This is a genomic window from Actinomadura hibisca NBRC 15177 (assembly GCF_001552635.1).
Lineage (GTDB): Bacteria > Actinomycetota > Actinomycetes > Streptosporangiales > Streptosporangiaceae > Spirillospora > Spirillospora hibisca.
In genome coordinates this window covers 157232-169862 of the sequence record NZ_BCRO01000031.1, presented here as the reverse complement: position 1 = coordinate 169862, position 12631 = coordinate 157232, and the positions used below count along the sequence as shown (strand labels likewise).

General features: G+C 68.1%; 10 protein-coding genes. 4 read left to right on the top strand and 6 right to left on the bottom strand.

The annotated features are described in order from the left end of the window. Positions 1-159: 159 nt before the first annotated feature. The 4 genes from AH6_RS16250 to AH6_RS16235 all read right to left on the bottom strand — a co-directional run bounded on the left by AH6_RS16250 (position 160) and on the right by AH6_RS16235 (position 3920). Positions 160-939 carry an SDR family NAD(P)-dependent oxidoreductase gene (locus AH6_RS16250; RefSeq protein WP_067480241.1) on the bottom strand — a complete coding sequence of 260 codons (780 nt, stop codon included), beginning with the start codon at positions 937-939 and terminating at the stop codon, positions 160-162. Positions 940-1039: 100 nt separating this feature from the next. Further along, positions 1040-2011: an RNA polymerase subunit sigma-70 gene (locus AH6_RS16245; RefSeq protein WP_245679331.1), complete on the bottom strand. Its 972-nt coding sequence runs from the start codon at positions 2009-2011 to the stop codon at positions 1040-1042. A gap of 46 nt (positions 2012-2057) precedes the next feature. After that, positions 2058-2426 carry a VOC family protein gene (locus tag AH6_RS16240; RefSeq protein WP_067480236.1) on the bottom strand — a complete coding sequence of 123 codons (369 nt, stop codon included), beginning with the start codon at positions 2424-2426 and terminating at the stop codon, positions 2058-2060. Between the two features lie 162 nt (positions 2427-2588). After that, on the bottom strand, positions 2589-3920 hold the full coding sequence (locus AH6_RS16235; RefSeq protein ID WP_245679330.1) for a flavin monoamine oxidase family protein: 1332 nt from the start codon (positions 3918-3920) through the stop codon (positions 2589-2591). A gap of 360 nt (positions 3921-4280) precedes the next feature. Here AH6_RS16235 and ctaD point away from each other — a divergent pair, with 360 nt between their 5' ends. The 3 genes from ctaD (at position 4281) to AH6_RS16220 (ending at position 7326) form a co-directional block, all read left to right on the top strand. Further along, positions 4281-5936 carry an aa3-type cytochrome oxidase subunit I gene (ctaD, locus tag AH6_RS16230; RefSeq protein WP_067480231.1) on the top strand — a complete coding sequence of 552 codons (1656 nt, stop codon included), beginning with the start codon at positions 4281-4283 and terminating at the stop codon, positions 5934-5936. A 262-nt stretch (positions 5937-6198) separates the two neighbouring features. Further along, entirely contained in the window at positions 6199-6930 is a 732-nt protein-coding gene (locus AH6_RS16225) for a peptidoglycan recognition protein family protein (RefSeq protein WP_067480228.1), read from the top strand. A 117-nt stretch (positions 6931-7047) separates the two neighbouring features. Further along, positions 7048-7326, top strand: a complete 279-nt coding sequence (locus tag AH6_RS16220) for a hypothetical protein (RefSeq protein ID WP_067480225.1) — start codon at positions 7048-7050, stop codon at positions 7324-7326. Between the two features lie 94 nt (positions 7327-7420). Here AH6_RS16220 and rpoB read toward each other — a convergent pair whose 3' ends face one another. Further along, positions 7421-10888: a DNA-directed RNA polymerase subunit beta gene (rpoB, locus tag AH6_RS16215; RefSeq protein ID WP_067480223.1), complete on the bottom strand. Its 3468-nt coding sequence runs from the start codon at positions 10886-10888 to the stop codon at positions 7421-7423. Between the two features lie 465 nt (positions 10889-11353). Between rpoB and AH6_RS16205 the strand changes: the two genes are divergently transcribed. After that, the gene (locus tag AH6_RS16205; RefSeq protein WP_067480218.1) at positions 11354-11968 is read left to right on the top strand and encodes a Uma2 family endonuclease; all 615 of its coding nucleotides are present in this window, start codon (positions 11354-11356) and stop codon (positions 11966-11968) included. Positions 11969-12122: 154 nt separating this feature from the next. Here AH6_RS16205 and AH6_RS16200 read toward each other — a convergent pair whose 3' ends face one another. Next, the gene (locus AH6_RS16200) at positions 12123-12608 is read right to left on the bottom strand and encodes a carboxymuconolactone decarboxylase family protein (RefSeq protein WP_067480215.1); all 486 of its coding nucleotides are present in this window, start codon (positions 12606-12608) and stop codon (positions 12123-12125) included. Positions 12609-12631 lie beyond the last annotated feature (23 nt).

The following is a 12631-nucleotide window of genomic DNA, read 5'->3' as shown; positions in this document are numbered from 1 at the left end:
TGGCCGTGCCTTCCCCGCGTGCGGCGTACATCGTCGTCTTCTTTGCTCTCGGCGTCGTGGACGGGATCGAGGCCGCGCCGAGAAGTGTGATCCGGTGGGACGCCGTATCTGTTGATACGGCGTCCCACCGGACTCGGCGCTGCCGCGCGTCGTGGTGGTTCAGCTCGGGAACATTCCGGCGGTCGCGTTGATCCAGGTCGCGGTGATCGCGGCCGCGTCGTCGGAGGCCAGGAAGGCGGCGGTCGCGGCGATCTGCGTCGTCACCGGGGACTTCCGGGTCATCCGCAACGAGTCGAGGTTGGCGATGATGGTGTCGACCATCTCCTGCGGCACCGGAGCGCCCAGCGTCGCGCCGAGCTTCTCGGCGGTCAGGCTGTCGGTGAGCCCGGCGGTCCAGATGCCGACGACCCGGACGCCGCTCGGTCCGACCTCCTGGGCGAGGTCGCGGACCAGCGCGTCCTTGGCGCCGTCGGCCGCGCCGGTGCCGCCCATGTTCGGCCCGCTGCCGCGTCCCGACGCGCTGTCGAGCTCGACGACGACGCCCGATCCCTGCGCCACCATCTGCCGGGCGGCGGCGCGGGCGGTGTGGAAGGAGCCGGTGATGCCCCGCGTCACGGGCTTGACGAAGTCGGCGGCCGGGATCTCCAGCAGCGGGGTGCCGTGGACGTCGCCGCGGGCGGCCACGTTGAACGACACGTCGAGCCGCCCCGTCTCGGCGACGACGCGCGCGATGAACGCGGTGACGGCGTCCTCGTCGAGCACGTCGACCACGCCGTAGCCGGCGGCGCCGGTGGTGGTGGCCGCGTCCTTCAGCGTGGCCTCGGTCGTCCCGGCGAGGTAGACGGTCGCGCCCTCCTCGGCGAAGCGGCGGGCGGTGGCGGTGCCGATCGACCCGGCGCCGCCCCAGATGATGGCGGTGCGGTTCTGAAGTCGCTGCATGTCCGTCTCCCTGAGGCTGTGCGGCGCGCCCGTCGCGCGCCGTTCATGCCCATAGGACGTACGGCTTCCCGGCGACTCATCGGGTCCCGAGAAAGAATTCTCAGCGGATCACCAGCGGCATCCCGAAGGCCGCGAGCAGGTGCGGCTCGAAGGTCGTGATCTCGGCGATCCTGCCGTCCCGCACGCGCAGCGCTTCGAGCGTCTGCGCGCGGAAGATCGTGGTGCCCGGACGGCGCACGTACCCGGCGACGGCGGGCATCCGGTTGACCGCCGCGGGCAGGTACTTCCACTCCCCCAGGTACATCGGCACCACCGGGTTCAGGCTCTGCCCCACGAACGCCATCATCGCCGCGCGCGAGGTGAACCAGAACGGGTTCGGCGGCATCGTCAGCACGATGTCGCTGGTGAGCAGGTCGGCGATGCCGTCCAGGTTCCCGCTCTGCGAGACGGCCATGTAGGCGTCGATCACCTTGCGCTCTTCGGCGGTCGGCCCCTGGGTGCTCCACTGCGCGCGGTCCTCGGGCAGGTGCCGGCGCAGGCCCGGCTTGGCGCGCTGCAACGCGCTGTTGACCGACGCGACGCTCAGGTCCATCGCCGCCGCGGTCTCGGCGGCCGTCCAGCCGAGCACCTCGCGGAACACGAACACCGCCCGCTGCTGCGGGGTGAGGTGCTGGATCGCGATGAGGAAGACCAGCTCGACGGTCTCCCGCGCGACGGCCTCCTCGTCGGGCCGTTCGGGGTCGAGGAGGGCGTCGGGGAAGGGTTGCAGCCACTCCAGGAAGTCCGGGGGCGTCCCGTCGCCGTGGTCCATGCCCGCCACCGGCGCGTACGTGCGGGGCCGGCGGTCGACGCGGCGCAGGAAGTCGAGGCAGGTGTTGGTCGCGATCTTGTAGAGCCAGGCGCGGAGGCTCGCGCCGTCCTCAAGCTGGTCGCGGCTGCGCCAGGCGCGCAGCAGCGTCTCCTGCACCAGGTCCTCGGCCTCGTCGAAGCTGCCTGCCAGCCGGTAGCAGTGCACCCGCAATTCGCGACGGTGTGCCTCGGCCCGCACGGCGAAGTCCTCGGTGGAAGTCACCCGCCGGAGCATATCCCCCGTTTTTGCGGTGCCCTGGCCGCAGAAATCAGTGGTGGCCGCTGTTGATGACGCAGAAGCGGTTGCCCTCGGGGTCGGCCAGCACGACGAAGTCGGGGTCGTCGGGGTAGAGGTCCCAGTCGACGTGCTGGGCGCCCAGGGACACCAGGCGTTCGATCTCGGCGGTCTGCTCGGCGGCGTCCTCGACGTACAGGTCCAGGTGGACGCGCGGGTGCTCCTGGACCTGCGTCTCGCTGTAACCGAGCGCCAGTTGCACACCGGCCCCCTTCGCAGGTTCCAGCACCACCCAGGTGTCCTTCGTCTGCTCGCGCGCGACGTAGCCCAGCGCCTCCGTCCAGAACGCGGCCGCACGCGGCACGTCAGCGACACCCAGCACGACCGATCCGACTCGCAACATGTGCTGATTCTGGCGGATTGCAGCGGTGGACGGCGCCGACACGCCCGGAGCCGGTCATGAGTGATCAAGGAGATGGCGGGTGTTCGCCGTGATCACGGTCCGGGTACGGCTGGGACACGGGGGTTCGCTGCGCCTGGTGCGGCCCCTGGTGCCGTGACGGGCTTACCGCAAGGACTCAACCACCTCGTCGGCCGCGCGGCGGCCGGACTGGACCGCGCCGTCGAAGTACCCGTTCCAGCGGGTGGCGGTCTCGGTCCCGGCCCAGTGCAGCGGGCCGACCGGTTCGCGCAGCGCCCGGCCGAAGCCCGTCCAACCTCCGGGAGCCAGGTGGCCGGAGAAGCAACCGCGCGTCCAGGGCTCGGCCAGCCAGTCGAACTCCACGAACTCCTGCACGTCGCGGGCCTGATCGCCGAACAGTTCGGCAAGGCGGGCCACGACCACCTCGCGGCGGGCTCGCGCGTCCAGGGCGCGCAGCCGGAGGGCGTCGGCTCCGTAGGCGAAACCGGTCAGGACCGCGCTGGGTCCCGTCGGCGGGGTGTTGTCGACGGTCTCAGTGAGCACTCCACAACTGCTGAAGCTGACGCCGGACAGCCCGCGATCCCGCCAGAACGGCTCGCGGTAGACGGCGTGGGTCTTGATGGCGTATCCGGCGGCCATCCGCTGCGTGCACCCGTCCCGTACGGCCGGTAGAGGCGGCTCGTAGTCGATGCGGCCTACGAGAACGGCGGGGACGGCGACGATAGCGGCCGTCGCTTCCAACCGGAGCCCGTCGGAGTGGACTACCACTTTGCCGCCGCCGTGCTCGATCCGCCGCACAGGCTCGCCAAGATGAACCGTCCTGGCGGGCAGAGCGTCCGCCATACGTTCGGCGAGCGCTTGTGGTCCGCCGACGAGACGGTGCGACTGCGCGCCCCCTTCGTAGCCGACCAGAACGTCCAGTCCTCCGGCGCTGGCCAGGTAGAACAGCGTCTCCAGCAGCGAGGCGTCCGCCGCGTCGAGCGACAGGAGCGCTCCGGCGGTCTGCCTCGCCGCCGCTCGTGCGGCCACGGGGTCGTCGGTCGCGCCCGCCAGCCATGAGGCGAGGGTCTGGCCGTCCCACAATCGCGCTTGTGGGTGCTCCCAGGGAGCGTTCGCGGATATCTCCCGGCTGAGCCGGTCGAGTTCCGCACAGAGCCTGCGCGCCTCCGAGGGCATTTCCCCGACATGCTCGCCCTCGTAGTCGATGACCGCCTGCCCGAATTCAGGCGTCGGGTAGCTCTCCGTCCCGTACTGCGCGATGAGCTTCTGCATCTCGTACTGGGTGGGCCCCACCCACTGACCGCCTAGATCCAGGTGCGTCCCGTCAGGCAGGACGCGGGACAGCGCACGCCCGCCCACTCGGTCGCGAGCCTCGACCAGAGCCACCCGCAACCCGGCCTCGACCAGCCGGTGAGCGGCGGCCAGACCGGCGAACCCGGCACCTGCCACCACGACGTCGACGGCGCGACGGTCCACCAGAGCCCCCTATCGCACAACCCTCCTTCCTTTCCTTCACTTCGCCCCGTGGAGAAATAGCCACGTAGAACCAAACAAGGCTTTCCCTACGAGGCCGCCTGCATGTCCTCGCGCCCGGTCGGCATCCGGTGTACGCGGAAAACCTGTCCAAAAGATTGAGATCGTTTACTCGGCGCAACGTTGGCCGGCCCCGCCTGTCGGTAATCATTCCAACAAGAACCATGCGGACTGTTATCGGCCGATCTCGCACTGTCGTGCGGTTCGGCCGCTGTTTCCCGCTCTAGGGGCACGGGGCCCGGACGCCGCCGGCGTCGGCCGTTCGGCACCGCGGACCGACACCGACAGGGATGACCGACACAGATGACCACCACCCAGGCCACCGTCGCCGTCCCGGCTCCCGGTCCCCGCACCCGCAAGGGGCGGCTGGTCGCCGACTGGCTCTCCTCCACCGACCATAAGAAGATCGGCTACCTCTACCTGATCACGTCGTTCGCCTTCTTCCTGTTCGGCGGCGTGCTGGCGCTGGGCATCCGGGCCGAACTGCTCGAAACCGGCCTGCAGATGCTCAACAACGAGCAGTTCAACCAGGCGTTCACCATGCACGGCACGGTGATGTTGCTGATGTTCGCCACGCCGCTGTTCGCGGGCTTCGCCAACGTGATCATGCCGTTGCAGATCGGCGCGCCCGACGTCGCGTTCCCCCGCATGAACATGCTGGCCTACTGGCTCTACCTGTTCGGCAGCCTGATCGCCGTCGCGGGGTTCCTCACCCCGAACGGCGCGGCGGCCTTCGGGTGGACCGCCTACGCCCCGCTGTCGGACGCGGTCCGCTCGCCGGGCATCGGCGGTGACATGTGGGTGATGGGCCTGGCGATGTCGGGTTTCGGCACGATCATGGGCGCGGTCAACTTCATCACCACGATCCTGTGCATGCGCGCGCCCGGCATGACGATGTTCCGGATGCCGATCTTCACCTGGAACATCCTGCTCACCTCGATCCTGGTGCTGCTGGCCTTCCCGGTGCTGGCCGCCGCGCTGCTGGCCCTGGAGGCCGACCGCAAGTTCGGCGCGCACATCTTCGACGGCGCGACGGGCGGCTCGTTGTTGTGGCAGCACCTGTTCTGGTTCTTCGGGCACCCCGAGGTCTACATCATCGCGTTGCCCTTCTTCGGCATCGTGACCGAGATCCTCCCGGTGTTCAGCCGCAAGCCGATCTTCGGCTACGTGAGCCTGGTGTTCGCCACCATCGCCATCTCCGGCCTGTCGGTGACGGTGTGGGCGCACCACATGTTCGTGACCGGCCAGGTGCTGCTGCCGTTCTTCTCGTTCATGTCGCTGCTCATCGCCGTGCCCACCGGCGTGAAGTTCTTCAACTGGGCGGGCACGTTGTGGCGGGGGCAACTGACGTTCGAGACACCGATGTTGTGGTCGATCGGCTTCCTGGTCACCTTCCTGTTCGGCGGCCTGACCGGCGTCATCCTGGCCTCGCCGCCGATGGACTTCCAGGTCTCCGACTCCTACTTCGTGGTGGCGCACTTCCACTACACGGTCTTCGGCACGGTGGTGTTCGCGATGTTCGCCGGCTTCTACTTCTGGTGGCCCAAGTTCACCGGCAAGCGGCTGAACGAGACCCTGGGCAAGATCCAGTTCTGGATGTTGTTCATCGGCTTCCACGGCACCTTCCTGGTGCAGCACTGGCTGGGCGCGGCCGGCATGCCGCGCCGCTACGCCGACTACGCCGACGAGTTCGTCGGCCTGAACCAGGTCTCCACGATCTTCTCGTTCCTCCTCGGCTGCTCGATGTTGCCCTTCCTCTACAACCTCTACCTGACCCACAAGAGGGCACCGAAGATCACGGTCGACGACCCGTGGGGACACGGCAACTCGCTGGAATGGGCCACCTCGTGCCCGCCGCCACGGCACAACTTCAACTCCATCCCGCGGATCCGCTCCGAGCGTCCGGCGTTCGACCTGCACTACCCGCACGTCGGCACCGACAGGAAGGCACTGGACTGACCGCGCCGCCCCGCCTGCTCACGAAGGCCGCCGTTCCCCGACACGGGACGGCGGCCTTCGCCTTGGCAGCGGTGATCCGCACGCCCGCACGGCGGCGTACCACCGGGACGGCAAAAAACCTCACACCGCAAGCGCATCGGCATCTGCGACCCATATCCTGATCCGACCTGGTTTGCTCCGCACCGAATGGAGCAAAAGGTGTCCTGGAGGTAGCGGAGGCCCCCGTGCCACCGCTTCCCGAACCGGACGTGGAAGGACGCGGATGAAGCTGGAGAAGAGGTCGGTGTTCGGCTGGCCGGGCACTGCGGCCGGCACCGCGCCTTGCAAGAACGGCCTGGTCGTCCACTACGACGGCGCGAACCAGGGACTCGCCCGCAAGGGCCACGACGCGTGCCGCACCTACTGGCGCAACACCCGCAAGTTCCATATGGGCCCATCTCGCAACTGGGCCGATATCGGATATTCCTTCGCGGTCTGTCCACACGGCGTCGTGATGGAGGGCCGCGGTTTCGGCCGCGTGCAGGCCGCCCAGCCCGGCGGCAACACCACCTGGACGAGCGTGACGTTCTGTTCCGGCGACGCCGAGCGCCCGACGTCCGAGCAGGTCAACGCGTTCAAGGAGCTGCGCGCCTGGCTGCGCGGCAAGGGCGTCGCCGGGGCTGTCAGAGGCCACCGCGACTTCATCTCCACCAGCTGCCCCGGCTCCATCCTCTACGGGATGGTCCGCGACGGCAGCCTCACCGGAACCCCTCACGAGGAGGACGACTTGCCCAGCGTGAAGGACGTCTGGCTGACCGACGGAATCATCGAGTCGCCGCCCGAGACCGCCGCGGGCGGCAACAAGTACTGGACCCCCGGCTCCTACCTGGTGTGGGGCTACCGGCAGAACACCGAGACCAACGCCAAGGTCAAGAGCCTGGAGGCGAAGGTCGCGAGCCTGGAGAGCAAGCTCGACCAGGTGCTGGACCTGCTGCGGGAGAAGCAGCAGGCATAGGCCCCGGGACGGGACGCCCCGGCGTCCCGGACGGCACAACGGAAGAGGCGCCTGGCCGTCGCCGCCGAGCCGACGGACGCAGCGCGCGAGACCGCAGAGTGACCTGAGGAGGTCGCCGTGGACGACTACGTCGTGAGCCTGATCCGCACCTGGGTGCCGGTCGCGATCGGCGCGCTGGTGACCTGGCTCGCCGCCAAGACCGGCATCGTGCTGGACGAGAACACCAGCGCGCCGCTGACGGTCGCGGCCGTCGGCATCGTCACCGCCGTCTACTACGCGCTGGCGCGGCTGGTCGAGCAGCGCTGGCCCGCCGTCGGCCGCATCCTGGTGGCGCTGGGCCTGGCGGGCCGCCGCACGCCGGTGTACCCGACGCCGCAGGCGAAGACGAACCCGTGAGCCTCCCCCCGCTCACGGTCCGGCCCGTCCGGTGGCCGGCCCGGGAACCGTCCGGCGGTTTCGGTGGACGGTTCCCGGGGCGGTCGGCCGTGCCTCAGACCTCTTCGACACTGCTCGGCTCACGCCGGGACAGGTCGATGCCGAGCTCCTCCGCGGCGCGGAAGACGTCCTCGTCGGTGTCGCGCATCTCGATGGACATGCCGTCGCTGGAGAGCACCTCGACGTTGAGGCACAACGACTGCATCTCCTTGATGAGCACCTTGAAGGACTCGGGGATACCGGGCTCGGGGATGTTCTCGCCCTTGACGATGGCCTCGTAGACCTTCACGCGGCCCAGCACGTCGTCGGACTTGATGGTCAGCAGCTCCTGGAGCGCGTAGGCGGCTCCGTAGGCCTCAAGGGCCCACACCTCCATCTCACCGAAGCGCTGGCCGCCGAACTGGGCCTTGCCGCCGAGCGGCTGCTGGGTGATCATCGAGTACGGGCCGGTCGAGCGGGCGTGGATCTTGTCGTCGACCAGGTGGAGCAGCTTGAGGATGTAGATGTAGCCGACCGAGATCGGGTCCTTGTAGGGCTCGCCGGTGCGGCCGTCGAACAGCCGCGCCTTGCCGCCCGGACCCACCATGCGGTTACCGTCGCGGTTGACGAGCGTGCTGCCCAGCAGGCCGATGATCTCCTGTTCGCTGGCGCCGTCGAAGACCGGGGTGGCGACGTTGGTGCGCGGCTCGACGTGGCCGAAGCCCTTCTCGCGCAGCCGCTCGGCCCACTCCTCCTCCACCCCGTCGAGGTTCCATCCCCGGGCCGCGATCCAGCCGAGGTGGGTTTCGAGGACTTGGCCGACGTTCATGCGGCCGGGGACGCCCAGCGGGTTGAGGACGATGTCGACGGGGGTGCCGTCCTCCAGGAACGGCATGTCCTCCACCGGCAGGACCTTGGAGATGACGCCCTTGTTGCCGTGGCGTCCCGCGAGCTTGTCACCGTCGGTGATCTTGCGCTTCTGCGCCACGTACACGCGCACCAGCTCGTTGACACCCGGGGGCAGTTCGTCGCCCTCGTCGCGGGAGAACACCCGCACCCCGATGACCTTGCCCTGCTCGCCGTGCGGCACCTTCAGCGAGGTGTCGCGCACCTCGCGCGCCTTCTCACCGAAGATCGCCCGCAGCAGCCGCTCCTCCGGCGTCAGCTCGGTCTCACCCTTCGGCGTCACCTTGCCCACCAGGATGTCACCCGGGACGACGTCGGCGCCGATGCGGATGATGCCGCGCTCGTCCAGGTCGGCCAGGACCTCCTCGGACACGTTCGGGATGTCCCGCGTGATCTCCTCAGGGCCCAGCTTGGTGTCACGCGCGTCGACCTCGTGCTCCTCGATGTGAATCGAGGACAACACGTCGTCCTGCACCAGACGCTGGGACAGGATGATCGCGTCTTCGTAGTTGTGACCCTCCCACGGCATGAACGCCACCAGCAGGTTCTTGCCCAGCGCCATCTCACCCTGGTCAGTGCAGGGGCCATCCGCGATCACCTGGTTGGCCTCGACCCGGTCGCCTTCCGAGACGATGGGCTTCTGGTTGAACGAGGTGCCTTGGTTGGAGCGCCGGAACTTCGCGACGCGGTAGGTGGTGCGCGTGCCGTCGTCGTTCATGGTCGTGATGAGGTCGGCGGAGACCTCCTCGACCACGCCCGCCTTCTCCGCGCTGATGACGTCGCCCGCGTCGGTCGTGGCGCGGTACTCCATGCCGGTGCCGACGAGCGGGGCCTCGCTGCGCAGCAGCGGGACCGACTGGCGCTGCATGTTGGAGCCCATCAGCGCGCGGTTGGCGTCGTCGTGCTCCAGGAACGGGATCATGGCGGTGGCCACCGACACCATCTGGCGCGGCGAGACGTCGATGTAGTCGACCTCGTCGGGCGGGGCGAGTTCGGTCTCGCCGCCCTTGGTGCGCACCAGGACGCGGGACTCGGCGAACGAGCCGTCGTCGTTGAGCAGCGTGTTGGCCTGGGCCTTGACGTACCTGTCCTCCTCGTCGGCGGTCAGGTAGTCGATCTGGTCGGTGACCTTGCCGTCGGCGACCTTGCGGTACGGCGTCTCGATGAAGCCGAAGGCGTTGACCCGGCCGTAGGAGGCGAGGGAGCCCATCAGGCCGATGTTGGGGCCTTCGGGCGTCTCGATCGGGCACATGCGGCCGTAGTGCGACGGGTGGACGTCACGGACCTCCATGCCCGCCCGTTCCCGCGACAGGCCGCCGGGCCCCATGGCGTTCAGCCGCCGCTTGTGGGTGAGACCGGCCAGCGGGTTGGTCTGGTCCATGAACTGCGACAGCTGGGAGGTGCCGAAGAACTCCTTGATGGAGGCCACGACGGGGCGGATGTTGATCAGGGTCTGCGGCGTGATCGCCTCGACGTCCTGGGTCGTCATCCGCTCCCGGACCACACGCTCCATCCGCGCCAGGCCCAGACGCACCTGGTTCTGGATCAGCTCGCCCACCGTGCGCAACCGCCGGTTGCCGAAGTGGTCGATGTCATCGACCTCGACGAGGATCTCGCCGGCGGCGCCCGCCATCGTCTCCTCGCCCGCGTGGAGGCGCACGAGGTACTCGATGGTGGTGACCAGGTCGTTCTCGGTGAGGGTGCCCTGGGTGATGCCCTCGTCCACGCCGAGCTTCTTGTTGACCTTGTAGCGGCCGACCTTGGCCAGGTCGTAACGCTTGGGATTGAAGTACAGGTTCTCCAGCAGGGTCTGCGCCGACTCCTTGGTCGGCGGCTCACCCGGACGCAGCTTGCGGTAGATGTCCAGCAGCGCGTCATCCTGACCGGAGGTGTGATCCTTCTCCAGCGTGATGTTGATCGACTCATACGCACCGAAACGCTCACGGATCCGCGCCTCGTCCCACCCCAGCGCCTTCAGCAACACCGTCACCGGCTGCTTGCGCTTACGGTCGATGCGCACACCCACGTTGTCACGCTTGTCGATCTCGAACTCCAGCCAGGCACCCCGGCTGGGAATCACCTTGCACCCGTAGATGTCCTTGTCCGACACCTTGTCCAGCGCCCGCTCGAAGTACACCCCCGGCGAACGCACCAGCTGCGACACCACCACACGCTCGGTGCCGTTGATGATGAAGGTGCCCTTCGGCGTCATGAGCGGGAAATCACCCATGAACACCGTCTGGCTCTTGATCTCACCGGTGGTGTTGTTGATGAACTCCGCCGTGACGAACATCGGCGCGGAGTAGGTCATGTCCTTGTCCTTGCACTCCTCCACGGAGTACTTCGGCGGCTCGAACCGGTGATCCCGGAACGACAACGACATGGTCCCGGAGAAGTCCTCGATCGGACTGATCTCCTCAAAGATCTCCTCCAGCCCCGACTGCGTCGGGACACTTCTGCTTCCGGCCTTCTGGGCCGCCTCGACCCGGGCCTTCCACCTCTCATTACCCAGCAGCCAGTCAAACGAATTGGTCTGGAGGGCGAGCAGGTCGGGGACTTCGAGCGGCTCGTGGATACGGGCGAAGGAGACACGACGGGGACCGGCGGGCACAGCAGAGGCGTTGCGCGAGGCTGCCAACAGATGTCCTTCCGAGGGATCGCGGCGGACTGGCTAACACGCACGCCGGACGACATCACAGCCGATGCGGAGAAGGGATGCCGAGGGCAGCGCGAAGAGGCAGCATAAGCCAACAGGCAGACAAATGTCCACACCTATATTAATTGTCAACCTCGATCCCGTAGTCAGGATCGCACGCGCACGTGGAAAACGTCAAGCCGCACGCGACAGAAAAGACCCAAAGAGCCGACCCGAACCCGAATTCGGCCGGGGGAACGTCGGGCGTCCGGCCAGGCTGCGCGCGGACGGCCGCGAGCAGAGGCACGGTTTCTGGTCCCGCCGCCTTCGCCACGCGGCTTTCACCGCTGCTCGTCCGCGAGCCGTCGGAGACGACGGCGCTCTGGACGACGTCCCGCTCCTCAGGGCCAGGACGGCGCATGGCACATAAGATCTGCAGAGTCCTCTACAGATCTGAAGGTTGCGAGCATGACTGTCTGGCATGAACAGCAGCACGATCCGATCACCTGGGAGATGTTCCTTGAGATCGACGAGGACGTTCGCCGTGACCTGGAGATCGTGGACGGCTACGCCGTCCCCCGCGAGCAGCGGGGCCGTGAACACCAGAAGGTAGGCACCCGCCTGTCCATGGCCCTGGAGAACGCGGCGGTGGCGGAGATGCGACGCAGCGGCCCGGGAGCGTGCTACGAGACCAACACCGAGGTCGATGTGCTGCTGTGGGAGGTGCCGCCGACGGCGCGCAAGCCCGACGCGGTACTGCACCGTTGCCTTCCGGACTTCGAACAGCTCGCCGCGGAACACGTCCTGATCGCGGCAGAGGTCCTGTCGACCTGGTCGGAACGCCGCGACCGCATCCACAAGATGGGCGAGTACGCCAACGCCGGCATCCCGCACTACTGGCTGCTGTCCTTCGACAAGATCGGAGCGGTGTCGATCGAGCGATACGCCCTGGTCGGCGGCGTTGACCGGTACACGCACATCGGCACGACGCACCGCGACATGGGCCCGGTGGCCGCAAGCGTCACCGACCCGTTCCCCATCGAGATCCTTTGGGAGCATCTGGAAGTGGCGCCCAAACTCTGACCGGCGGAAGCGGGGAACTCCCTTAACGACGTCCTGCGGCAGCACCGATACCCGTCGAGGCAGCCGATCCGGGTAAGCGGTCGGCTTGTGAGGCTGATCGAGCGGGTCCGGCACGGGGTGGACGCCCCGAGCCGGACCCCGGTTCGGTTGATGGTCAGTTCGCCATGTCGGCAAGCATGGCGGGCTGGTAGGAGCCGCCCTGGTTGCGGACGATCACGCCGAGCCGGTTGGCAGCGTTGATCATGGCGACCAGGGAGACCAGCGCGGCGATCTGGTCGTCGTCGTAGTGCTCGCGTGCCTTCGCCCACGTCTCATCGGACACACCGGGGTGGGCGTCGGCGAGCCGGGTGCCCTCCTCGGCGAGCGCCAGCGCGGCCCGTTCGGCCTCGGTGAACACGGTGGATTCGCGCCAGGCGGCGACCAGGTGGAGGCGGACCGCGGTCTCCCCCGCGGCCGCGGCCTCCTTGGTGTGGAAGTCAACGCAGAAGCCGCAGCCGTTGATCTGGCTGGCGCGCAACATCACCAGCTCCTGGGTGGGCCGGGGCAGCGGCGACTGCTGGATCGCCAGGCTCACGTTGTAGATCCGCTTGCTGATCTTGGCGCCGATCTCGTTGGCCATCAGGTCGAAACGGGGCTCCATGGTGTGCTCCTCGATCGTGGTGC

Bases quoted from the DNA above. Each gene is read 5' to 3' on its own strand.
- AH6_RS16250 (WP_067480241.1), bottom strand. From the start codon at position 939: ATGCAGCGACTTCAGAACCGCACCGCCATCATCTGGGGCGGCGCCGGG.
- AH6_RS16240 (WP_067480236.1), bottom strand. From the start codon at position 2,426: ATGTTGCGAGTCGGATCGGTCGTGCTGGGTGTCGCTGACGTGCCGCGT.
- ctaD (WP_067480231.1), top strand. From the start codon at position 4,281: ATGACCACCACCCAGGCCACCGTCGCCGTCCCGGCTCCCGGTCCCCGC.
- AH6_RS16225 (WP_067480228.1), top strand. From the start codon at position 6,199: ATGAAGCTGGAGAAGAGGTCGGTGTTCGGCTGGCCGGGCACTGCGGCC.
- AH6_RS16205 (WP_067480218.1), top strand. From the start codon at position 11,354: ATGACTGTCTGGCATGAACAGCAGCACGATCCGATCACCTGGGAGATG.
- AH6_RS16200 (WP_067480215.1), bottom strand. From the start codon at position 12,608: ATGGAGCCCCGTTTCGACCTGATGGCCAACGAGATCGGCGCCAAGATC.